Genomic DNA, 23,516 nt, shown 5'->3' on the forward strand with positions numbered 1-23,516 from the left:
GAAGTTTAAAAGAAAGCATCCATGAAACTTAGAAACCTGCTCTTATATTTTTTAGCGCTTCCTTATTTTTCTTTTGCCCAAAACAATGCTTTACCCAATGCAGCAGAGCTCAAACTCGATTTAAAAAAATTAGATGTTTTAGGAAGTGTCTTATATATTGCGGCACATCCTGATGATGAAAACACACGTTTATTAAGCTACTTAGCTAAAGAAAAATTGGTAAGGACTGCTTATCTATCGTTAACCAGAGGAGATGGCGGGCAAAATCTTATCGGTAATGAGCAATCTGAAGAATTAGGATTGATAAGAACTCAGGAACTCTTAGCCGCCCGCAGAACTGATGGCGCTATCCAATTTTTTACAAGAGCTAATGATTTTGGTTTTTCTAAAACTGCCGATGAAACTTTTACCATCTGGAATAAAAAGGAAATATTAAGCGATGTGGTATACATCATCAGGAAATTTAAACCAGATGTTATCATCACCCGGTTTCCTAATGATGCAAGAGCAGGGCATGGCCATCATCAAGCATCTTCTATTTTAGCGCAGGAAGCTTTTAAAGCTGCTGCCGACCCAAAACAGTTTCCAGAACAGTTGAAAGAAGTAAGCGTATGGCAAGCGAAAAGAATTCTTTGGAATACTTATAATTTTGGCTCGGCCAATACCACTGCCAATGATCAACTAAAAATTGATGTTGGCCTGTTTAGTAACCTACTGGGAAAAGGTTATGGTGAAATTGCTGCCGAAAGTAGATCGATGCACAAAAGTCAAGGATTTGGTTCTGCCAAACAAAGAGGCTCAAGTATAGAATATTTTAGCAGTTGGCAAGGTGAACTTCCACAAAAAGATTTATTTGAAGGAATAGATTTAAGCTGGGACAGACTTCAAATTAAAACTGAAATCGCTAAAGATATTAACACCATTCAGGAGAAATTTAATGTAGAAAACCCAGGTTTAATTGTTGAGGATTTAATCAAACTTCATCAAAAAATAGCGGCTTTACCAGATAGCTTTTATAAAAATATCAAGTTAGAAGAAGTAAAAAAACTGATTCTGCATTGCAGCGGAACTTGGCTAGAAGCGCAAGCTAAGCAGGCTTTTTATGCACAAAACACTCTTATCGAGTTTAACATAAGTGCAGTTACGCAATATCCAAATGTAAAAATTACAGCTTTTAACCAAAGAACAGATGATTTGAACATCAATCAACTCTATAGTGCAAAAAATCAAACACAAGTAAATAAAATTACGCAGCCTTATTGGTTGGTAAATCAGCATCCTATTGGGCAATATGTTTTAAATAAACAAGCAGACATCTTACAGCCTGATGGACCAGTGGCGCATACTATCCAAGTTAAACTTAGCTTTAATAATTACAGTCTGGATGATGAAATTCCTGTCATTTATAAATATACAGACCAGGTAAGGGGCGAAGTTTATCAACCTTTAGTAATAGCACCACCTGTAACCATTAATCCGGAAGATAAAGTGTTACTTTTCCCAAATCTAGGTGAAAAAGAAATTCGCATAAAGTTAAAAGCATTTAAAGAAAACCTGAGTGGCGAATTGATTCCTGAATTACCAAAGAATTGGAAAATAAGCCCTGTTAGGCATAGCTTTAATTTCAAAAATTCTGGAGAAGAGCTTAACCTTACGTTTACAGTTACCCCAGCAACTACAGATGAAAGTGTTGTTTTAAAATTTACAGCTCAAATGGCTAATGAGACTTATCAAAAAGCTTTTCATGAAATTAAGTATGAGCATATCCCTACCATAAGTTATTTCTCCGAGGCTGAAGTAAAACTTACCAAACTAAACATAAAAACAACCGGCAATAAGCTCATCGGCTATATCAACGGAGCCGGAGATTTAATTCCAGAATCGCTGAAGCAAATAGGTTATCAGGTAAATATCCTTACAGAAAAAGAAATGCTAACCGGAGACTTATCTGCTTACGATGCTATTATAACCGGAGTAAGAGCATTTAATACCAATGAGAAATTACCTTTTGCAAGACAGAATCTGTTAAAGTATATAGAAAACGGTGGTACTTTGTTGGTGCAGTACAATGTAAACAGACCATTGCTAAGTACCGAAATTGGTCCTTATCCATTTAACATCACAAGAGATAGAGTTACTGAGGAAAATGCCAAAGTGTTTTTCTTAAAGCCAGAGAGTAAAGTTTTAAATTACCCTAATAAATTGTCTGCTCAAGATTTTGATGGCTGGATACAAGAAAGAGGTTTGTATTTTGCAGACAATGCCGATAACCGATACGAACTACCTTTAGGTATGAATGATGCTGGGGAGCAACAAACATCAGGTGCACTTTTAGTAACACCTTATGGTAAAGGGAAATTTGTTTACACCGGTTTATCATTTTTTAGAGAATTACCTGCTGGCGTTGCAGGCGCTTACCGTTTATTTGTAAACCTGATAAGTAAATAATGGATAAAAAAGTAAAAGATACCGAGCTTCCTCCTTTTATTAAATCGTGGGGTCAATTTTATCGTCTGCTGGTTTACTGGCTTATTATCCTTATTATAATTTTTTACTTGATTACTATTCGCTTCTCATGAGTTTAATAGATTGGTTTGTACTTGCTTTTACCATCATTTTTATTGTGGTTTACGGCATCTGGAAAAGTAAAGCAAGTAAACACATAGATGGCTATTTACTTGGCGACCGTTCTTTGCCTTGGTATCATGTAGGTTTATCGGTAATGGCTACACAAGCTAGCGCCATTACTTTTTTATCAGCACCAGGTTTGGCTTACACCGATGGAATGCGCTTTGTACAATTCTATTTTGGCCTACCCTTAGCCATGATTGTGCTTTGTATAACTTTCATTCCTATTTTTCATAAACTTAAAGTTTATACCGCTTATGAGTTTTTAGAGCAAAGGTTTGATTTAAAAACCAGAGTTTTAACGGCTTTTTTATTTCTGATACAAAGAGGCTTATCTACCGGAATAACTATTTATGCTCCGTCTATCATCCTATCAATCATATTAAATGTAGACCCTACTTATACCACTTTAGTAATAGGTTCTGTAGTGATATTGTATACCTTTTATGGTGGCACAAAAGCTGTTTCTTATACCCAGCTTTTACAAATGAGCATTATCTTTTCGGGCTTGTTTTTAGCTGGCTTTGTGGTAGTAGCACTTTTACCTACTTCTGTAGGTTTTACCGATGCTTTAGACATTGCAGGTAAAATGGGAAAGATGAATGTGATAGATTGGGAGTTTGATTTAAATAATAGATATACCGTTTGGACAGGATTAATAGGCGGCTTTTTCTTACAACTGTCTTACTTTGGTACAGATCAATCTCAGGTTGGTAGATATTTAACCGGGAGCTCTGTTGGGCAAAGCAGAATGGGTTTATTGATGAATGGTTTGCTAAAAGTACCCATGCAATTTTTAATCTTATTGATAGGGATATTGGTTTTCTGCTTTTATCAATACCAAAAACCGCCTGTATTTTTTAATACCTATGAGATTAATAAAATAGAAAAAAGTGCTTACGCTGATGAGTTTAAACAAAAAGAACAAGCATTTGATGCCGCGTTTGAAGCTAAAAAGCAAAAAGTTGTAGCACTGGAAAACGCTATTAACCAGCAGAAAGAAATAAGCTCTTTAAAAGCAGATGTAGTATTGGCAAATAAAAACCTACAAGAAAAAAGAGAAGAAGCCCTAGCTGTTATGAAGAAAAACGACCCTAATGCAGATACAGACGATACCAACTACGTTTTCCTAAGCTTTGTTACACAATATTTACCACAAGGTTTAATTGGTTTATTGGTAGCTATTGTTTGCTTAGCCTCTATGGGTTCAACAGCTAGCGCCTTAAACTCATTAGCATCCACCACCAGTGTTGATATTTATAAAAGATTAATCAATAAAACAGGTAGCGATTTAAAATACCTCAACGTAAGTAAAGCCATAACCCTGTTTTGGGGTATTTTAAGCCTAGCAATGGCCTTATTTGCAGGTAAATTAGGTAATTTATTAGAAGCTGTTAATATTCTGGGCTCTTTATTCTATGGAACCATTCTAGGAATTTTTCTAGTAGCTTTCTATTTTAAAAAGATTGGCGGAAGGGCTGTGTTTACAGCAGCACTCATTACAGAAGTATTTGTTTTTACGGCCTATTATTTTGATGTGATGGCTTATTTATGGCTTAATCTTTTTGGCTGTGTATTGGTGATTGCCTGGGGTTATGTATTTCAGTATTTACAAAAAGAAAAGTCAATAGTATAAAAAAAGTCTCTCCAAATTTACTGGAGAGACTTTTTTATTATTTTCTAAATCCTACTCTGGATTTTGGCTGCTTAAATTGTGGTGTTGATTTAGGATTAATCTGAGGGTCTCCTACACTACTCATGGCACATCTAAAACCAATTTCAGAACTTGCTTCACCTTGGTCTAAATACCTTCTGGTACCAGGATTTAGCCAATAAGCTCTATCATTCCAAGAACCGCCTTTGTAAACTTTTGAACGATCACTAATTAACGTTATCTTCCCATAAAGATCTAGATTTTCATTATCAATATAACCTCTTTGGTCGGCATTAAATGTTGGTACAACAGAAGCCATTTTATCGTTTTTAGGCTCTGGAGTACTTGGGCTAGGCTCGGTAGCATTACCGTATTTACTCTTATGTATTTCGTAAGGGTCCTTTTTACCGGCAGTGGCTTTAACCTTTTTAGGTACATTGGTTTTACCTATCGTTTGTATTTGTCCTTTATCATCATAAGCGTTGTTTTCAAACACATTACCACGATAAGGGTTAAAATCTTCTACTTCATCAAAAGATAATTGGCGGTAAGTATCACTTGTCCATTCGCTTACATTGCCTGCCATGTTATATAATCCAAAATCGTTTGGAGTGTATGCTTTTACTGGTGCTGTAATATCTGCACCATCATTTAAGTATCCGGCAACACCCATATTATCACCACCACCTCTTTTAAAGTTAGCATAAATTAAACCTCTGGTATCCTTATTAGGAGAACGCACCCCTATACCATACCAAGGATAAATTTTACCGCTTTTTACAATGCTGTTATCACCATCGCTTTTTAAGGCTAAAGCTGCGTATTCCCACTCGGCTTCAGTTGGTAATCTATACCTGCCAGGTGTAAAAACGCCATCCTCTATTTTGGCAATTCTTCCAGTGTTTGCTCCTTTTTTAGCACCACCTTGTGGTGCTGCATTTACTACATTTGGTTTAGGAGCACCTTTACCTAAATCATTATACTGGCCATTTAAATAAAGGTCTAAATCAAAGGGCTCAGTATTTACATTATTTGTACCTGCTCCTTTACCGCCTTTTGCTGTTCCCATTTTAGCGGCAGAATAGGTGCCCCAATCATTCATAATATTTTTATTACGAAGGATATTTTCGTTAACCACATTGGTTCTCCAATCACAATAAGCATTTGCTTGCTCCCAAGTAACACCCACAACTGGATAATCTTGGTAAGCTGGATGTCTTAAATAATTGTTTACATAAGGCTCGTTATAAGCCAATGGACTTCTCCAAACTAAAGTATCTGGTAAAGCTTCATAATACCATCTGGTATCAGCAGCTACTTCTTTTATCCAGTTTAAATACTCCAGCCAATCTAAATTTGCTACTTCGGTTTCATCCATATAAAATGTAGCCACAGAAACTCTTCTTTTAGGAGATGCATAATCATAGCCTATATCATCTATAGAAGAGCCACCTAATACGAAAGTTCCTCCTTCTATATGCACTAAACCTGGGCCTGGAGTTGGTTTAGTTTTTGGCATTACTTGTAGAGAACCTGGCCTTTTCTGATTGTATTGAGCCCCTGTTTTACCAGATATTTTTGACGGACCAGCATTCTTTTGGCAAGAACTTAACATCATCATCAAACCTATGCAAGCCCAAAGAAAAGTAATGGTATTTTTTCTCATGCGATTTTTTAAATTTTCAAAGCTTAAAAATAATAAATTATCTTAATCAAGATGATTAATTTTATGGTATATTAAGTTTAAGCTTTAGTTTACCTATTTTTAGTTATTAAAACGAACTTTAAAACTTTAAGTTACACAAATATAAATATTTATTTAGGATTGAAAATATCTGTATATCAAGAAGTTAAGATAATTTTGTTTTTGCTACTTGTACCTTTTTTAATAAAAGCACAAAACATCAGTATCAAAAAAACAATTGATTGGACGCTTTTATCAACTAACAAAAGTATCTCAAATATTAAGGTCGACCCTGAATTTCCAAGATATTTACCAGAAAAATTTGGTCATTTACCTTTGGTTCATCTTAAAATACCTATTGCTTTAACCCAAGTTTCGGTAATTATTCATCCGCTGCAAACTCAAGTCTCTAACCAGTATAGCCAGCAACAAAGTCAAATTTCGCAAACAATATGGTTTCAATACCAGGTAGTTGAGGAACAGAAAAAAAGATGGTTGATTATTGATTTATTACCTTTTTATAAAAGTTCAAGCACTATCTACCAATTATTAGCATATAACATTCAAGTAAGTGATAAGGCTACTGGACAAAAAAACAACTCATTTAGATTAAGTAATGCTTCCAACTCTGTTTTAGCCAATGGAAATTGGTATAAAATAGGCTTAAAAAATGAAGGTATTTATAAGCTAGACTATAATTTTTTCAGAAATATGGGGATAGCTGTTGACCAGTTAAACCCACGCTTAATTAAAATTTTTAGTCAAGGTGGCAGAGCCTTAGCTCAGGAAAATAACGCTGCCAGATACGATGATTTATTTGAAAACGCCATCAAAGTTATCGGTGAAGAGGATGGTAAATTTGACCCACAAGATTATGTCTTATTTTATGCAGAAGGAAATATTTTTTGGGAGTTTAACCCGCAAAATCAGAAATTTATTCATCACAGAAATCACTATTCTGACTCTTCTTTTTATTTCATCCAAACAGAGGGTGCAAATGGCAAACGTATAAATAAGCAATCCTACCTCAATCAAAACCCAAATTTCAACACATCTTCTTATACCGATTTACAGCTTCATGAGCAAGAAAATTATACCGCTATCATGGATAATTTAAAATCAGGTAGAGTATGGTATGGCGAAGATTTTGAATTTAACAATAACCAAAATTTCAGTTTTAATTTGGATGGAATAAAAATTACAGATTCTGTTTACATAGAAGCCGATATGGCTATACGGGCAGGTCAAAACTCAGCAGCAGAACTAAAAATTAATAACCAAACCCTTTTTAATTTAAATGCTAGTGCAGTACCCTTAAGTTTTGACACTGATTATGCTGCGCCTGCACATCAATCCCTTTCTTTTTTACCAAATACCAATAATTTTTTGGTTGGTATAAGCTATAATAAGCCCAACTCCTTGGCTAATGCCTGGTTAAATTATATCAGATTTAGTTGTAAAAAAGATTTAAGAGCAAACAATTGGCTTAGGTTTAGGGACATTTCATCAAGTGGGTCTAATAACATCACCCAATTTAACTTTACTGGCAACTTAACAGGTAAAGAAATTTGGGATATTACCAACCCTTTACTACCTATTGCTATTGATTACACAACCAGTTCTTTTATTTATCCTACACCCAACTTAAAAGAATTTTTACTTTTTGATATGCAGCAGGTACAAGAACCTAAATTCATCAAAAAAGTAGCTAACCAAAATCTACATGCTTTAAATCCGGTTGATATGGTTATCATATCGCCACCAGAATTTTTATCAGAAGCTAAAAGATTGGCCGATTTTAGACTTAAAGAGCAAAATATCAGAACACATATTGTAACACCAGAACAAATTTATAATGAGTTTTCATCCGGAGCCAGAGATGCCAGTGCAATAAGAGATTTTATGAGAATGCTTTATAAAAGAGCTGGTATAAATAATTTACCTAAATATTTACTGCTGTTTGGTAGTGGAAGTTTTGATAACAGGAATATCCAATTCAAGAACAATAATTTTATTGTAACTTATCAATCAAGAAATTCACTATCGCCAACACAAAGCTATACATCTGATGATTATTTTGCTTTACTAGATGATGATGAAGGCAATTTTCCAGAAAATTTTGTTGATGCCGCTGGAATGTTAGATATAAGTGTTGGTAGATTACCCATAACATCCTTAAAAGAAGCTAAAGATATAGTAGATAAACTGATTTATTATACACAAACTGCTCAACTAGGCAGTTGGAGAAACCAAATCAGCATCATAGCTGATGATGAAGATGCTAATACCCATCTTAATCAAGCAGAAGCCAATGCAAATATCCTACAGCAGCAAAAACCCAATTTTAACATCCAAAAAATATATTTTGATGCCTATCAACAAGAAAGTACCGTATCTGGAAACCGTTACCCTGATGTAAAAAAAGCAATTGATGATAACCTAAATAATGGGGTAATGCTGATGAATTATACCGGCCACGGCGGAGAAGGAGGCCTAGCTGCAGAAAGAATACTTACTGTAGATGACATTAACAATTGGAAAAACACTCATTTACCCATCATTTTTACAGCAACTTGCTCTTTTAGCAGGTGGGATGATCCTTTAATACGCTCTGCCGGTGAGCTCGCCTTAAAAAAAGAAAAACACGGTGTAATAGCTTTATTTACAACCACCAGAATTGTATTTGCATCTTACAACTTTGATTTAAACCAAAGTTTTCTAAATGCTCTTTGCCAAATGGCCAATCAAAATAGAAGTATAAGTTTTGGCGAAGTTTTTACCATGGCAAAAAACAATAATATAGGCGGTTTAAATATCAATGCTAGAAATTTTACCCTTTTAGGAGACCCGTCAACAATATTTCCTATCCCCTACAATAAAGTAAATACTTTAAGCGTTAACGAAAAATTAGTAACTCATCCTGATACCCTAAAAGCATTGGCAAAAGTTAAAATTACAGGACAAATACTTGCCCCAAATCAAACTTTATTAAGTTCTTTTAATGGTACTGTTTATCCTGTAATTTATGATAAAGCTACAGTTACTACTACACTAGGTCAAGATGCAGGTATCTTCGGTAGCATTCCACAAGCTTTTAATCATCAAACCAATATCATTTACAAAGGTAAAGCCAGCGTTAAAAACGGGCAATTTAGTTTCGAATTTGTAGTACCTAAAGACATCAACCTACAATATGGTGAAGGAAAAATAAGCTATTATGCTGATAACCAAGAAATAGACGCCAGCGGAAACTTAAGCAATATTATTGTTGGTGGCATAGCCAATAACTCTAATACCGATAGCGAAGGGCCAACCATAGAACTTTTCTTAAATGATGAAAAATTTGTTTCGGGAGGTATCACCAATACTTCACCTTTTTTATTGGTTAACTTGTTAGATGAAAACGGTATCAATACTACAGGTATTGGTATAGGGCATGATATTGTAGCTACTTTAACTGCTCAAAATGAAAGTACCAACATCATTTTAAACAATTGGTACCAAGCAAAAACAGACGATTATCAGGCTGGTACCATTAAATATCCTTTAGGAGATTTAAAACCCGGTATGTACACCTTAAAATTAAAAGCATGGGATACTTTCAACAATTCATCAGAGCAAACGATAGATTTTGAAGTAAAGAATTCTGAAAAATTGGAAATCGCACATGTATTTAATTACCCAAACCCTTTTACAACCAAAACCAGTTTCCAGTTCGAACATAATCAACCCAACCAGGATTTGGATGTGCAGGTAAATATTTATACTATTGCAGGTAAGCTGATTAAAACTATTAACCAACCGATTATAAGTTCTGGAACTAGGGTAGATCATATATTTTGGGATGCTAAGGATAATTTTGGAGATAAATTAGCAAGAGGGGTGTATATTTATGAGCTGAAAGTACGCTCAAATACAAATGGCGAAATTGTAAAAAAAACAGAAAAATTAGTTATCCTATAATGAATTTAAACAAGAAATTTTAGCTTTATAACATGAAAATTAACAAATACTTTTTACTCATCATAACCAGCATCATAGCAAAATTTGGATATGCACAATCTGGCGGTACACCACCACCAGATGCAGTTGACGGTAGAATAGGTAATATCATCACCACAGCTGTACCTTTTCTACTGGTATCTCCTGACGCCAGAGCCGGAGCTATGGGAGAAACCGGTGTAGCCACACTGCCTGATGTAAACGCTACCCATTGGAACCCCTCAAAACTGGCATTTTTATCAGATAAATATGGCTTTTCTGCATCTTATAGCCCTTGGCTACAAAATATAGCTCCAGATATTAATATGGCTTATTTAAATGGTTATTACCGTTTAGATGAAAGAAACGTGATAGGTGGCTCCTTAAGATATTTTTCTTATGGAGATATACAACTTACTGATGCAACAGGTTCAAATATAGCTCTTTACAATCCTAATGAATTAGCTTTAGATGCTAGTTTAGCCCGTTCTTTTGGCGAAAACTTCTCATTAGGTACAGCTTTACGATTTGTATTCTCAAACATCTCTAACAACGGTATTGTAGATGGTAGCCAAAACAGAGCAGCAACCGGCGTTGCGGCAGATATTTCTGCCTATTATAAAGGCAACAGAAAACCTATGTTTGGCAAAGAAGCAACCTTAGCTGCCGGACTTAACATTTCTAACATCGGCACAAAAATGAGCTATTCTGATAATGCTCCAAGAATTTTTATGCCAACCAACTTACGTTTAGGTGGTGCATCAACCATACATTTAGATGAGTATAGTGATTTTACCCTTTCTCTAGACATCAATAAACTTTTAGTACCCTCAGAACCTAACAGCACCAAATCTGTACCTGCTGGTATTTTTGGTTCTTTTAACGATGCCCCAGGCGGTTTTTCAGAAGAATTGCAAGAAATTATTTACTCTACCGGTTTAGAGTACTGGTACAATAAACAATTTGCATTAAGAGCAGGTTATTTTTACGAAAACCCAAACAAAGGAAACAGGAGCTACCTAACCTTAGGCGCTGGCTTGAAATATAACATTGTAAATATCGATTTCTCTTATGTTTTGGCAAACCAGCAAAGATCTCCTTTAGCTAATACCCTTAGGTTTTCATTATCATTAAACTTTGGAGAGGCAGGAACGGCTAAATAATGAAAATAAAAGTAGGTTTTGGTTTTGATGTTCACCAGTTAAAAGATCAACATCCTTTTATATTAGGCGGCGTAAAATTAGAACATCATAAAGGTGCTTTTGGGCATTCTGATGCTGATGTTTTAGCGCATGCAATATGCGATGCCCTTTTAGGTGCTGCAAACCTTCGTGATATTGGTCATCATTTTAAAAATACCGATGAAAGATGGAAAGGTATCAGTAGTTTAATTCTGCTAACAGAATGTGTTAAATTATTAGCCGAAAAAGGTTTTACCATAGGTAACGTGGATGCAATGCTTTGCCTAGAAGCACCAAAAATCAACCCTCATGTACCTGCTATGAAAAAAAACATAGCACAAGCCATGGGTTGCGATGAAGAAGATATTTCTATTAAAGCTACTACCAACGAAACCATGGGCTTTATAGGCAGAGAAGAAGGTGTTGTAGCTTATGCTGTTTGTTTAATAGAGAAAAAATAATTGGCTTTTTTGTAACAAAAATCCCTGATACGTGTCTCATCTATATAAAATTTAAAAACATGATCGTAACAACAACATCACACATAGACGGAAAAAAAGTAGTTAAGTATATTGGTATAGTTAGTGGCGAGGCCATTATAGGTGCCAACATTGTGAAAGACTTTTTTGCAGGTATCAGAGACATCGTAGGAGGTAGATCTGGCTCTTATGAAGAAGGCTTAAGAGAAGCTAAAAACATCGCCTTAGCAGAAATGCAAGATTATGCAGCCAAACTTGGCGCAAATGCTATACTGGGTGTAGATTTAGATTACGAAACTATGGGTGCTTCTGGCAGTATGCTGATGGTTTCTGCTAGCGGTACAGCGGTAATTATAGAGGATTAAATACTCTAAAACTTATTTTTTAAGCCTATGATAATAAATCATGGGCTTTATTTTTTCACATCTATCTTAGAAAAATCAACCCCACATTTACAGCTGCTACCACAACTTGTCTTGGTATTAAAACTTCTATAAACAAGCCTTACAACATAAATAACTGCAATTAAAAACAGTGCAAAAACCAATATCGTTTGTGTATCCATAACAAGCTCAAAGTTAAGGTTTTGTTAAGTTTTAATCGTCATCTAATTTTCACGATAGCTTAGTGCTTAAATTACCGATTTAAAATCATACCTTTGCAAAAAATTTTTTTAAGCATTTTTTGCATGCAAAACATTAGAAATATAGCGATTATCGCTCACGTTGACCACGGAAAAACTACCTTGGTTGACAAAATTTTACATTCTTGTTCTATCTTTAGAGATAACGAATCAACCGGAGAATTAATTTTAGATAATAACGATTTAGAGCGTGAACGTGGTATTACCATCGTTTCAAAAAACGTTTCTGTTCAGTATAAAGACGTTAAAATTAATATCATTGACACACCTGGTCACGCGGATTTTGGCGGTGAAGTAGAGCGTGTTCTTAAAATGGCCGATGGTGTTTTATTACTTTGCGATGCTTTTGAGGGTGCTATGCCTCAAACACGTTTCGTAACCCAAAAGGCTTTAGCATTAGGTTTAAAACCTATTGTTGTGGTAAACAAAGTTGATAAGGAAAATTGCCGTCCTGAAGAGGTTTACGAGCAAATTTTCGAGTTATTCTTTAACCTTGAAGCTACAGAAGAGCAATTAGATTTCCCTGTTATTTATGGCTCTTCTAAACAAGGTTGGATGAATACCGACTGGAAAGTACAAACGGATAATATTTTCCCTTTAATGGATGCTATTTTAGCAAATATTCCTCCGGCACCAGTACAAGAAGGTACTTTACAAATGCAAATTACCTCTTTAGATTATTCTTCTTTCGTAGGTCGTATTGCCATTGGTAGGGTAGCTCGCGGTACCATCAAAGAAAATATGCCCGTTTCTTTAGTTAAACGCGATGGTAAAGTTGTAAAATCAAGAATTAAAGAATTATACACTTTTGAAGGCTTAGGAAAAGTTAAAGTTTCTTCTGTTTCTTCTGGTGATATTTGCGCTGTTGTAGGTATAGATGGTTTTGATATTGGTGATACCATTGCTGATTTCGAAAATCCAGAGCAATTAGAAGTAATCAGCATTGATGAGCCAACCATGAACATGTTGTTTACCATCAATAACTCGCCTTTCTTTGGTAAAGAAGGTAAATTTGTTACTTCGCAACGTTTAAGAGAGCGTTTACACAAAGAATTAGAGAAAAACTTAGCCCTTCGTGTAGTAGAGACTGATTTACCAGATGCTTATTTAGTTTATGGTCGTGGTATTCTCCATTTATCAGTTTTGATAGAAACGATGCGTCGTGAAGGTTATGAATTACAAGTAGGTCAACCACAAGTTATCGTTAAAGAAATTGATGGTGTTAAATGCGAACCTATCGAGATTTTAATTGTAGATGTACCGGGTGATGTTGCAGGTAAAGTTATCGAGCTGGTTACACAACGTAAAGGAGAGCTTTTAATCATGGAACCTAAAGGCGATTTACAACACTTAGAGTTTGAAATTCCTTCAAGAGGTATCATTGGTTTACGTAACAACGTTTTAACCGCAACTGCCGGTGAAGCTATCATGGCACACCGCTTTAAAGCTTACGAGCCTTGGAAAGGGACAATCCCTGGACGTTCTAATGGTGTATTAATCTCTATGGATAAAGGTTTAACAACCGCTTATGCTATTGATAAATTACAAGATAGAGGCCGTTTCTTTGTTGATCCAGGTGTTGATATTTACGAAGGACAAATTTTAGGTGAGCACATCCGTGATAACGATTTAGTGATTAACGTAACCAAAGGTAAACAGTTAACCAACATGAGAGCCTCTGGAAGTGATGATAACGTAAGAATTGCTCCTGCTATTAAATTCTCTTTAGAAGAGTGTATGGAGTATATCCAAGCAGATGAGTATATCGAAGTTACGCCACAAAATATCCGTTTACGTAAAATCTACTTAACAGAGAATGAGCGTAAAATAAATGCTAAGAAGTTTGTGAATCAATAATCTTCTTCAATGTAGAAAAAAGGGTTATCTGAAAAACAGATAACCCTTTTTTGCTTTATAAATTTTCTTTTATTAAAATTCAGTATCTTGAAAATGAAACCCAAAAATTATGAAACTAGCTTTTGCAATACAAAGGAAGATACGTTTGGCTATAGCACTGGCCATTTTGATGTTTTTTAGTATCATCTTTAGTTTAATTGAATCCTATAACATCAATAAAATAGCCAAATCATTTAATTCTATTTACGAAGACAGGCTAATACCAGCTGTTGATTTATACACGATAGCCAACCAGATACAAAATAAAAGGCAACAATTATTTAGTTTCTTATTTAGAGATAACGTTAGCCAACAAGCTGTAACGAAGTATTTGAAAGCAACAGACGCCAAATTAGATACCTTAATTAACAAGTATGAAAATACCTTTTTGGTAAAAACAGAAACCAATTATCTGGCTCACTTAAAAAAAAACTTACAAGACTTTAGAAAAGAAGAGCAAGCTTTAATTATTACTTCTTTAACAGATAAAGAAAAAGCAAAAAGCATCTACTTAAACCGAACTATTTTTGTTTATGATGAACTCAACAAAGACTTGATGCAGCTTACACAGGTACAAACACAGGTAGGCAAAGAGCTCATGGCCGAGTCTAGGAAAAGCCAAGCTAGTTCCTCTTTCATCACCAAATTACAACTCTTCATTGCCATAATTCTAGGCTTAATCATCATGATACTTATCCTTACAGATAAGCAGGTATTACTAAAGAGAGAGAAGTTTAATCTTAATTGACTCTAGCAGATTTTAAAACTTAATTTCTTTATCAATTTCCTTCTGCACAGCTAATAAATACTTTATGTTATACGAAATAAAAGATATATGAGTAAGCAGGATTCTATAATCTCATTAGGGTTACCTACTTACTATAATGAGTATAAATAGAAACTAAATTTACTATTTATGAAACACATTATTCTTTATGTAACAATATCAACACTAACCTTAATAGGTTGTAATAAATCAACAGAACAAAGTGAATATTCTACTAGCGAGGTTTCTATTTCATCACCTGTTAAAGATCTTAAAAATGATACTACCAACAAATTTGACAATAGCCAGAAGATAATAAAAAGTGCCATTATAAACATTGAAACAGATAGTATTAAAGCTTTGTATCAAAAAATATCTAATGATATCTTAAAATTTAACGGCTATATAGAATATGAAAATCAAACTGGCACCTTGAATAATTTGACACAAACTATCAATTGTAAAATTCCAGAAAAAAGATTTGATGAGTTTGTTAATAAATTAAGCTTTATTCAAGGACAAATTACACTTAAAGAAATTAAAAGAACAGACATAACACGAGAATACAAAGAAACAGCTTTAAAAATAGACTCTTATAAAGCTTTACAAATGAGGTACATCGAGCTCTTGGCAAAAGCCTCAAAAGTTTCCGAAATGATAGAAATTGAAGCTAAACTAAATGAGATTAAATCCAGTATACAAAATGAGAGTAATCATTTCAACTATTTAAATAAACAGCTTAAATACAGCACTATAGAAATTACCCTAATTTCCAACTCAATTTCCGATTCACCAAAATTCACTACGGAAATTTTTAATGCGTTAAAAGGAGGTTTTTCAATTTTAAAGTCTATAATTTTAGGTTTAATCACACTTTGGCCGATATGGTTGTGTGTAGCTTTGGGAATCGTTGTTTTTAGGAAATATATTAAAAAGTAAAAGATAAAATGGCATCAATTATGAGATCCCTTAGAAAAATATGATTATCGTTTTGAAAAAATACTATTTATTAAGCTTTACTATTTTACTTCTAATCAACTCCTGTTCAGAAAACCCTGTAACAGGCAGAAAACAGCTCGTGTTAATGTCTACAGAGCAAGAAATTGCTTTAGGTCAAGAGACTGACCCTCAAATTATTGCTCAGTATGGTTTATATGAGGATAAAAATCTGCAAGAATTTATCACTGCAAAAGGCAATGAAATGACTGCTATCTCTCATCGGCCAGAGTTGAAATATGAGTTTAAAATTGTTGATTCTGATATCATCAATGCTTTTGCTGTACCTGGTGGATATGTATATTTTACCAGAGGTATTATGGCTCATTTTAATAACGAAGCCGAATTTGCCGGAGTTCTAGGTCATGAGATAGGACATATTGCCGCCCGCCACTCGGTAGAACAACAACGGAATGCTATACTAGGTCAGCTTGGTTTATTAGCCGGGATGATTATAGCACCAGATTTAGCAAAATTTGGCAATGAAGCTTCCCAAGGTTTAGGCTTACTTTTTTTAAAATTTGGAAGAGACGCTGAACGTGAATCAGATGAATTAGGTGTAGAATACGCCTCAAAAATTGGCTACGATGCCAAAGAAATGGCCTCTTTTTTTAAAACTTTAGAAAGAAAATCGGCCAAAGAGAACCAAATGTTACCCGATTTTTTATCTACACACCCAAATCCAGGAGATAGATATGTAGTTGTAGGTGAGCTAGCCAAAGCATGGAAAGAAAAATTAGCCACCAATCAATTTAAAATTAACCGTAACAGTTACCTCAAAAAAATTGATGGTTTAATTTATGGACCAGACCCGCGACAAGGCTTTCAAGAGGGTAATATCTTTTACCATCCGGTTTTAAAATTTCAATTTCCTACACCTGCAAAGTGGAATTTGCAAAATACACCGCAAATAGTACAAATGGCACCAGAAGACGGTGGTGCTTTACTAAGCATGCAACTGGCAGAAGAAAAAGAATTACAAACCGCTGCAGATAATTTTATCGAAAAAAATCAATTGAATGTAGTAACAACTTCTGAAACCACTATAAATAATTTATCTGCTATAACTGTATCTGGCAAGCAACAGCAAGAAAACCAAGAAGAAATTCAGATACTGAGTTATTTTATCAAATATCAAAACCAAATTTATGTGATCACCGGTATTGCATCTACAACTAATTTTAACAATTATAAAAGTGCCTTTATAAATACGATGACAGGTTTTAAACCTTTATCACAGCCCGATAAATTGAATAAGCAAGCAGAACGCATTCGTATCAAAACGGTATCACAAAACGTTAATTTACAACAAGCTCTTAAAGCTTTTAATGTAGCGGCTAACAGGCTGGAAGAACATGCTATTTTAAATGGTATGGAATTAACTGATAAAGTTGAAAAAGGAATGCTGATTAAAATTGTAGAATAAAATTGCTAATAATCATTTAACAAAAAATAGGCTGTCTCAAATCATCACTTTGTGTCAGGCTGAGCGGAATATAAGCCTTTTCTGAGTATATCAGAGAACATTTCGACCCCTCACTAGCGCAAGTCTTAGCGGGCTAGACAAAGCAAAAGCCTGACTTGTGCTTGTATCACTGTAATACATCTATTTCTATTAAACCTTTACCTTCTTGATAATCCTTTGCACTACTGTACACATAATCCGCTGCATGCTCTACTATGCCTGCCTCTACTGGATTGTTATGCAAATAATCCAACCTTTGTTCAAACATATTACTATGAAAATCTAATTCTATTGGATGATTATCTTGCCGCCAAAACTGATAATTTGTATTGTTACTATTCTGCTTTCCAGCTTTTGCAAATAAAAACAGCATCCACTCTTTTCTGCTTTCTGTTGTACTTTCCTTAATTTCCTTTAGTATTTTATATGCTGTGTATTTCTTTAAATCTCTCATTATATCCGAGAGAATAAATCCAGCCTTACAACTGATTATTAAATGAACATGATTACTCATGACTATCCATGCATGTATGTTTAAATTCTTTTCCTTTCTACAGTAAACCAAACTCTCTAAAAACAAATCTCTGTACACTTGTCTTGTAAAAATATCTATCCACCCTACAACGGCAAAAGAAACAAAATATATCCCCTCTGGATTGTTAAACTTATATTTTGAACTCATTACTAAATTTAGTGCTTTTAATCATGAGGCACAAGTCAGGCTCTCTCGCTTTACCTACTCGCTAAGACTTGCGCCAGTGAGGGTTTTCATTATATCTATTTCAATACTTCCTATCTAATAATGGCACAAGAAGCCTTTACTCGCTTCCTTTCCCTTCATTCTTGCGCCAAACGAGGGGCCAAACTAGAGGCTTTACTTCTCGTAGCTAACTAAGTTGGAACACTACTTTATCTCCTCATATTTCATTTCAAAATCTCTGTTTGTTGATTTATAATTATCTATCAAGAAAAACAGTCCTAAGAAAATGATATTAGAAAGTAAGATACCTAAAAAATAATATATAGCTTTTTTATAATCATACTTTATCGAAGTATATATTAGAAATACAATAAATAGGATATTCACAAAAAAACTCAATCCTACAATTATTATATCACCTGCGTCTTTTGTCAATAATCCAAATAGGAATATAACTCCTAAAATACAAGATGACGTTATAAAACTTTTTAAAATTTGCTTTTTCATACTTACTTCTTCTCAAAGACTTCTTTTGTCTTTTCAACTATTTGTTTTTGAGTATTCCTGTCTCCTCACTAGCGCAAGTCTTAGCGGGCTAGATAGAGCAAAAGCCTGACTTGTGCTTTCATTATTGTAATACATCTATTTCTATTAAACCTTTACCTTCTTGATAATCTCTCTCTGGGTTGTTAAACTTATATTTTGTACTCATTACTAAATTTAGTGCTTTTAATCATAAGGCACAAGTCAGGCTCTCCCGCTTTACCTACTCGCTAAGACTTGCGCCAGTGAGGGGGGCCGCTGCAATCCCTAACACAATTTGTCTCTTTTATCTTAAATTTTGTTATTAATTGCAATTCTTAAGCACAAGTCTCCTATCTCGCTTTATGCTCGCTTGGAAGACTTGTGCCAGTTATGGCTAGGCTAATATTTTTATTTCTTTCCTCTCGCTTAATTCTTAAGTTTTATACAGTTAAATCAACACCCAATAATGCTCTATTAATCCTATCCCTAACATTATTGCACATATACCACCAACTAATAAACCAAAGTTAAATCCTAATTCGTCTTTCTCTTTTCTTAGAAAAAACTTTATTTGATTTATTACGATAAATATCCCAAGTATTAAGGATACAATGCCTCCAAGAAAATATAACGTATTATTCATTTCTAATTTGTTTTAGGTTTTAATACTAGAACCTTATCAAAAAGAATCCATAATTAACATTATGCCTAAAATTACAAAAGTAACTCCTCCTCCAAGCAATTTAATATCCCAACCTAATTCATCTTGTTCTTTTTTGAGGAAAATTCTAATTTGGTTTATTGTTATGTATAAACCTAATATTAAAGACGTAATTCCTCCTATAAAATATAACGTATTATTCATTTCTAATTTGTTTTAGGTTTTAGTTCTGCCTGAGGTTTTGATGCTGGAGTAGGTTTTATAAGTGGTAAAGGAGTCGGTGAAACTAAATCTGGCATTAAAGATAATAAACCCCAAGCCATGTGCATCAGATACTTGTGCCTGGCTTGCCAAATTATCATACCTATTTATCACTTTCTTAGAATTACTACCATCCATCATCTGCAAATTAAGATTTATTCCCTTTATACAAAATATTTAAGTCTCTACTTCTATTTGGCACATGAAGCCTTTGCCCGCTTGGCTTGAATCTCATTATTACGCTATTGAGGGTTGAATGACCAAGTTGAAAAAGGGATGCTCATAAAAATCATAGAATAAGAGTCATCTATAGTTATTCAACAAAAAAGCCCTGCAAACCACAATTTGCAGGGCTTTTAAATTTATTCAAATTTCTAAATTAAGAACATCCCATAGAGGTTCCGCAGTTTAAGCATTTGTAACAAGTACCAGATCTGATAGTGGTATGTCCACAGCTGCTGCAAGCAGGAGCATCAGACTGTGCACCCATAGAAATATCTAGTGATAAACCTTTCTTAGCTGTTGAAGCAACGGTTTCTTTAACTGGTGCTGGCGTGTAAACGTTTGTAGCATCAGTATTTACATCTGTATCTTCTAATTGTGGGTTTCCTGTTATAGCTTTTTGTTCGGTAATAACATGAACTAAGTCTGTACGGTTTAAATATTCATAACCTAACATTCTAAACATGTAATCAATAATGGATGTAGCAGATTTAATATTCTCGTGGCCACTCACCATACCTGCGGGCTCAAATCTGGTGAAAGTAAATTTCTCTACATACTCTTCTAAAGGCACACCGTACTGTAAACCTACTGATACGGCAATAGCAAAACAGTTCATCAAAGAACGGAAAGTAGCACCTTCTTTGTGCATATCCACGAAGATTTCTCCTAAAGTACCATCAGTATATTCTCCGGTACGTACGAAAACGGTTTGACCATCGATGCTAGCTTTTTGAGTAAAGCCTCTCCTTTTTGCAGGCATTACTTTCTTCTGTACAACCCTTGAGAGTTGTCTCATGAAGCTGGTATCTTCAGAACGTTGTAAAATGGCATTTGCTGCTTCTAATACCTGTTCTGGCGTTAAGTCACTTAATTTTAATTCTGCTGCTTTACCTAAAACTTCTTCTACTGTATCCAGTTTATCTTCTTTAGCATCAGATTTTGTTGATAAAGGCTGAGATAATTTACAGCCATCACGGTAAAGTGCATTTGCTTTTAACCCTAAAGCCCATGATAACTCGTAACAATCTTTAATCTCATCTACCTGAGCTTCGTTAGGTAAATTGATGGTTTTAGAAATCGCTCCAGATAAGAAAGGTTGTGCTGCAGCCATCATTTTAATATGGCCATGTGCATGGATATATCTCACACCCTTAGCACCATTTTTATTTGCGCAGTCAAATACTGGGTAATGCTCTTCTTTTAAGTAAGGAGCTCCCTCAATAGTCATGGTTCCGCAAATATATTCGTTAGCCTCTGCAATTTGTTGACGACTAAAACCTAAAGATCTTAGAACATTAAAATCAGGAGCATTATATTGTTCGGCTTTAAAGCCTAAACGTTGTAAACAATCTTCACCTAAAGTCCAAACGTTAAATGCAAAGCTAATCTCGAAAGCAGAGATGATAGCTTTATCTAATTTCTCTAAATCAGCATCAGTAAATCCTTTTGCCTTTAATGAATCAGGATTAATATGTGGCGCTCCTTTAATGCTAGCAGCACCTTTAGCATAATTTACAATAGCTTCAATTTCTGCTTCGCTATATTTTAAGTTTCTTAAAGCAGCAGGAACCGCTTGATTGATGATTTTGAAATAACCACCACCAGATAATTTTTTAAATTTCACTAAAGCAAAGTCAGGCTCAATACCAGTAGTATCGCAATCCATAACTAAACCAATAGTTCCCGTTGGTGCAATTACAGTAGTTTGTGCGTTACGGTAACCGTATTTCTCACCCATTTCTACTGCTTTATCCCAAGCATTGCAAGCTGCTGATAATAAATAATCAGGACATACTTTTTGATCAATTCCTGGAGGCGCAATTTCTAAGCCTTCATAAGCATCTGTAGCATTGTAAGCGGCATAACGGTGGTTACGCATTACTCTTAACATGCTATCTTTGTTTTCTTTGTATCTGCTAAAAGTACCTAATTCTCTTGCCATCTCTGCGGATGTTGCATAAGCAGTACCTGTCATAATTGCGGTAATAGCACCACCCATAGCTCTTGCTTTATCGCTATCGTAAGGGATACCAGCTACCATTAACATAGAACCTAAGTTAGCATATCCTAATCCTAAAGTTCTGTAATCATAAGATAACTGCGCTACTTCTTTAGATGGGAACTGAGCCATCAAAACAGAAATTTCTAATACAGTTGTCCAGATACGACAAGCATGCTCAAAACCTTTTACATCAAAAACTAAAGTCTTTAAATCAAAGAAATGACGTAAGTTGATAGAAGCTAGGTTACAAGCTGTATTGTCTAAGAACATGTACTCAGAACATGGGTTAGAAGCATTGATACGACCACCAGCAGGGCAAGTATGCCATTCGTTAATGGTAGTATCATACTGTACACCAGGGTCTGCACAAGCCCAAGCTGCAAAAGCGATATCATCCCATAATTTCTTTGCGTCGATGGTTTTCATCACTCTGCCATCAGAACGGGCAGTTAAATTCCAACCTGTACCGTTTTCAAGTGCTCTAAAAAACTCATTAGGAATACGTACCGAGTTGTTAGAGTTTTGGCCAGCAACGGTTCTGTAAGCCTCTCCTTCGTAATCTGAAGAGTAACCCGCAGCTATTAAAGCGGCAACTTTTTTCTCTTCTTCTACTTTCCAATTTACAAAGCCTTCAATTTCTGGGTGGTCTAAGTCTAAGCAAACCATTTTAGCCGCTCTTCTGGTTGTACCACCAGATTTGATAGCACCAGCAGCTCTGTCACCTATTTTTAAGAAAGACATTAAACCTGATGAGTAACCTCCGCCAGATAATTTTTCGTTCTCGCCTCTTATTTTAGAGAAGTTGGTACCCACACCAGAACCATATTTAAAAATACGAGCCTCGCGAACCCATAAGTCCATGATACCACCTTCGTTTACCAAATCATCTTCTACAGATAAAATAAAACAAGCATGTGGTTGTGGGCGCTCATAAGCTGAAGTTGATTTTTCTAATTTTTCTGTTTTTGGATCTACATAATAGTGACCTTGAGGACCACCTGTAATGCCATAAGAACTGTGTAAACCGGTATTAAACCATTGCGGCGAGTTTGGTGCTGCTAATTGCCCAACAATAGTATAAACAATTTCATCATAAAATATTTGCGCATCTTTGGCAGAAGCGAAATAACCGTAACGCTCTCCCCAAACTTTCCAGCAATTTGCCATACGATGCGCTACTTGCTTAATGCTTTTTTCTGACCCTAAAGAACCATCAGCTTGTGGCACACCCGCTTTTCTGAAATATTTTTGAGCTAAGATATCAGTTGCTACTTGAGACCAAGTATTTGGTACTTCAACATCATTCATTTCAAAAACTGCGTCACCAGAAGGGTTTCTGATTACCGATGACCTTTTATCATACGTAAAAAGATCATAGACATCTTTTCCCTCGACTGTAAAGTAACGATCAAATTTCAACCCTTTCCCGGTAGGCGTAGCCGCCTTGTTTGATGATGATTTTCCCATAACTGATATTTTAATTTTTCTTATTCTGATTATTTGCTAAAAAAACTACAGGAGTTTTTATCAAATTTAATTTCTACTTAGACATAAACAGATTTGAGTTTTCCACAGGTAGATTTATAAAATTTGCCTGTGAGTTGTTTTTATCATAAAAACACTGATAACAAGATATTTACAAGTGTGGAAAACTAAAAATTTTCTTTTTTACACGATATTTTCATAAAAAATGATATGTAAAAAACATAAGTGTATTTGGTACATGATTTATGTCATATTTAAATAAAAAAACCCAACTTTTGGGTTGG

The 23,516-nt window shown here is 34.8% G+C and carries 17 protein-coding genes; 10 read left to right on the plus strand and 7 right to left on the minus strand.

Annotated features, from left to right (window positions below):
- Positions 1-21: 21 nt before the first annotated feature.
- Both B2745_RS13385 and B2745_RS13390 read left to right on the plus strand, forming a co-directional pair.
- Entirely contained in the window at positions 22-2,448 is a 2,427-nt protein-coding gene (locus B2745_RS13385) for a PIG-L family deacetylase (protein WP_304067560.1), read from the plus strand.
- Between the two features lie 127 nt (positions 2,449-2,575).
- Positions 2,576-4,264, plus strand: a complete 1,689-nt coding sequence (locus B2745_RS13390) for a sodium:solute symporter (RefSeq protein ID WP_304067745.1) — start codon at positions 2,576-2,578, stop codon at positions 4,262-4,264.
- Between the two features lie 37 nt (positions 4,265-4,301).
- Here the strand turns inward: B2745_RS13390 and B2745_RS13395 are convergent, their stop codons facing one another.
- Complete coding sequence (locus B2745_RS13395; protein WP_304067563.1) at positions 4,302-5,948, minus strand: SUMF1/EgtB/PvdO family nonheme iron enzyme; 1,647 nt, start codon at positions 5,946-5,948, stop codon at positions 4,302-4,304.
- 201 nt (positions 5,949-6,149) lie between these two features.
- On the opposite strand from B2745_RS13395, the gene porU reads away from it, so the two are divergent.
- From porU to B2745_RS13415, 4 genes are read left to right on the plus strand one after another with little or no spacing between them, the layout of a single operon-like run.
- Positions 6,150-9,929, plus strand: coding sequence for a type IX secretion system sortase PorU (gene porU / locus B2745_RS13400; RefSeq protein ID WP_304067566.1), 3,780 nt, complete (start codon positions 6,150-6,152; stop codon positions 9,927-9,929).
- Between the two features lie 32 nt (positions 9,930-9,961).
- Positions 9,962-11,110, plus strand: a complete 1,149-nt coding sequence (porV, locus tag B2745_RS13405; protein WP_304067568.1) for a type IX secretion system outer membrane channel protein PorV — start codon at positions 9,962-9,964, stop codon at positions 11,108-11,110.
- On the plus strand, positions 11,110-11,589 hold the full coding sequence (ispF, locus tag B2745_RS13410; protein ID WP_304067570.1) for a 2-C-methyl-D-erythritol 2,4-cyclodiphosphate synthase: 480 nt from the start codon (positions 11,110-11,112) through the stop codon (positions 11,587-11,589). The genes porV and ispF overlap by 1 nt, the downstream gene beginning before the upstream one ends.
- Positions 11,590-11,648: 59 nt before the next feature.
- Positions 11,649-11,972 (plus strand): heavy metal-binding domain-containing protein, encoded by a 324-nt coding sequence (locus B2745_RS13415; protein ID WP_026905270.1) that lies wholly within the window; start codon positions 11,649-11,651, stop codon positions 11,970-11,972.
- A 47-nt stretch (positions 11,973-12,019) separates the two neighbouring features.
- On the opposite strand, the gene B2745_RS13420 is transcribed toward B2745_RS13415, so the two are convergent.
- Positions 12,020-12,172 (minus strand): FeoB-associated Cys-rich membrane protein, encoded by a 153-nt coding sequence (locus B2745_RS13420; protein WP_304067573.1) that lies wholly within the window; start codon positions 12,170-12,172, stop codon positions 12,020-12,022.
- A gap of 123 nt (positions 12,173-12,295) precedes the next feature.
- Here B2745_RS13420 and typA point away from each other — a divergent pair, with 123 nt between their 5' ends.
- The 4 genes from typA (at position 12,296) to B2745_RS13440 (ending at position 17,334) form a co-directional block, all read left to right on the plus strand.
- Positions 12,296-14,107, plus strand: coding sequence for a translational GTPase TypA (gene typA, locus B2745_RS13425; protein WP_304067576.1), 1,812 nt, complete (start codon positions 12,296-12,298; stop codon positions 14,105-14,107).
- A gap of 109 nt (positions 14,108-14,216) precedes the next feature.
- Positions 14,217-14,894: an MCP four helix bundle domain-containing protein gene (locus B2745_RS13430; RefSeq protein WP_304067578.1), complete on the plus strand. Its 678-nt coding sequence runs from the start codon at positions 14,217-14,219 to the stop codon at positions 14,892-14,894.
- A gap of 168 nt (positions 14,895-15,062) precedes the next feature.
- A complete protein-coding gene (locus B2745_RS13435) occupies positions 15,063-15,851 on the plus strand; it encodes a DUF4349 domain-containing protein (protein WP_304067581.1) in 789 nt (262 codons plus the stop codon).
- A gap of 52 nt (positions 15,852-15,903) precedes the next feature.
- Positions 15,904-17,334, plus strand: a complete 1,431-nt coding sequence (locus B2745_RS13440) for a M48 family metalloprotease (RefSeq protein WP_304067585.1) — start codon at positions 15,904-15,906, stop codon at positions 17,332-17,334.
- Positions 17,335-17,500: 166 nt separating this feature from the next.
- Here B2745_RS13440 and B2745_RS13445 read toward each other — a convergent pair whose 3' ends face one another.
- The 5 genes from B2745_RS13445 to B2745_RS13465 all read right to left on the minus strand — a co-directional run bounded on the left by B2745_RS13445 (position 17,501) and on the right by B2745_RS13465 (position 23,214).
- Entirely contained in the window at positions 17,501-18,055 is a 555-nt protein-coding gene (locus tag B2745_RS13445) for an REP-associated tyrosine transposase (protein ID WP_304067588.1), read from the minus strand.
- Between the two features lie 991 nt (positions 18,056-19,046).
- A complete protein-coding gene (locus tag B2745_RS13450; protein ID WP_304067590.1) occupies positions 19,047-19,241 on the minus strand; it encodes a hypothetical protein in 195 nt (64 codons plus the stop codon).
- A gap of 36 nt (positions 19,242-19,277) precedes the next feature.
- On the minus strand, positions 19,278-19,463 hold the full coding sequence (locus B2745_RS13455; RefSeq protein WP_304067593.1) for a hypothetical protein: 186 nt from the start codon (positions 19,461-19,463) through the stop codon (positions 19,278-19,280).
- A 2-nt stretch (positions 19,464-19,465) separates the two neighbouring features.
- Positions 19,466-19,621: a hypothetical protein gene (locus tag B2745_RS13460; protein ID WP_304067595.1), complete on the minus strand. Its 156-nt coding sequence runs from the start codon at positions 19,619-19,621 to the stop codon at positions 19,466-19,468.
- A 278-nt stretch (positions 19,622-19,899) separates the two neighbouring features.
- Positions 19,900-23,214 (minus strand): vitamin B12-dependent ribonucleotide reductase, encoded by a 3,315-nt coding sequence (locus B2745_RS13465; protein ID WP_304067599.1) that lies wholly within the window; start codon positions 23,212-23,214, stop codon positions 19,900-19,902.
- Positions 23,215-23,516: the final 302 nt, after the last annotated feature.

The organism is Pedobacter glucosidilyticus, from assembly GCF_002483235.1.
Classification (GTDB): Bacteria; Bacteroidota; Bacteroidia; order Sphingobacteriales; family Sphingobacteriaceae; genus Pseudopedobacter; species Pseudopedobacter glucosidilyticum_B.

Coding starts and splice junctions, on each gene's coding strand:
- typA (WP_304067576.1), top strand. CDS start 12,296: ATGCAAAACATTAGAAATATAGCGATTATCGCTCACGTTGACCACGGA.
- B2745_RS13420 (WP_304067573.1), bottom strand. CDS start 12,172: ATGGATACACAAACGATATTGGTTTTTGCACTGTTTTTAATTGCAGTT.
- B2745_RS13455 (WP_304067593.1), bottom strand. CDS start 19,463: ATGAATAATACGTTATATTTTATAGGAGGAATTACGTCTTTAATATTA.
- B2745_RS13460 (WP_304067595.1), bottom strand. CDS start 19,621: ATGATAATTTGGCAAGCCAGGCACAAGTATCTGATGCACATGGCTTGG.
- B2745_RS13450 (WP_304067590.1), bottom strand. CDS start 19,241: ATGAATAATACGTTATATTTTCTTGGAGGCATTGTATCCTTAATACTT.
- B2745_RS13435 (WP_304067581.1), top strand. CDS start 15,063: ATGAAACACATTATTCTTTATGTAACAATATCAACACTAACCTTAATA.
- ispF (WP_304067570.1), top strand. CDS start 11,110: ATGAAAATAAAAGTAGGTTTTGGTTTTGATGTTCACCAGTTAAAAGAT.
- B2745_RS13390 (WP_304067745.1), top strand. CDS start 2,576: ATGAGTTTAATAGATTGGTTTGTACTTGCTTTTACCATCATTTTTATT.
- porV (WP_304067568.1), top strand. CDS start 9,962: ATGAAAATTAACAAATACTTTTTACTCATCATAACCAGCATCATAGCA.
- B2745_RS13445 (WP_304067588.1), bottom strand. CDS start 18,055: ATGAGTTCAAAATATAAGTTTAACAATCCAGAGGGGATATATTTTGTT.
- B2745_RS13385 (WP_304067560.1), top strand. CDS start 22: ATGAAACTTAGAAACCTGCTCTTATATTTTTTAGCGCTTCCTTATTTT.
- B2745_RS13430 (WP_304067578.1), top strand. CDS start 14,217: ATGAAACTAGCTTTTGCAATACAAAGGAAGATACGTTTGGCTATAGCA.
- B2745_RS13465 (WP_304067599.1), bottom strand. CDS start 23,214: ATGGGAAAATCATCATCAAACAAGGCGGCTACGCCTACCGGGAAAGGG.
- B2745_RS13395 (WP_304067563.1), bottom strand. CDS start 5,948: ATGAGAAAAAATACCATTACTTTTCTTTGGGCTTGCATAGGTTTGATG.
- B2745_RS13415 (WP_026905270.1), top strand. CDS start 11,649: ATGATCGTAACAACAACATCACACATAGACGGAAAAAAAGTAGTTAAG.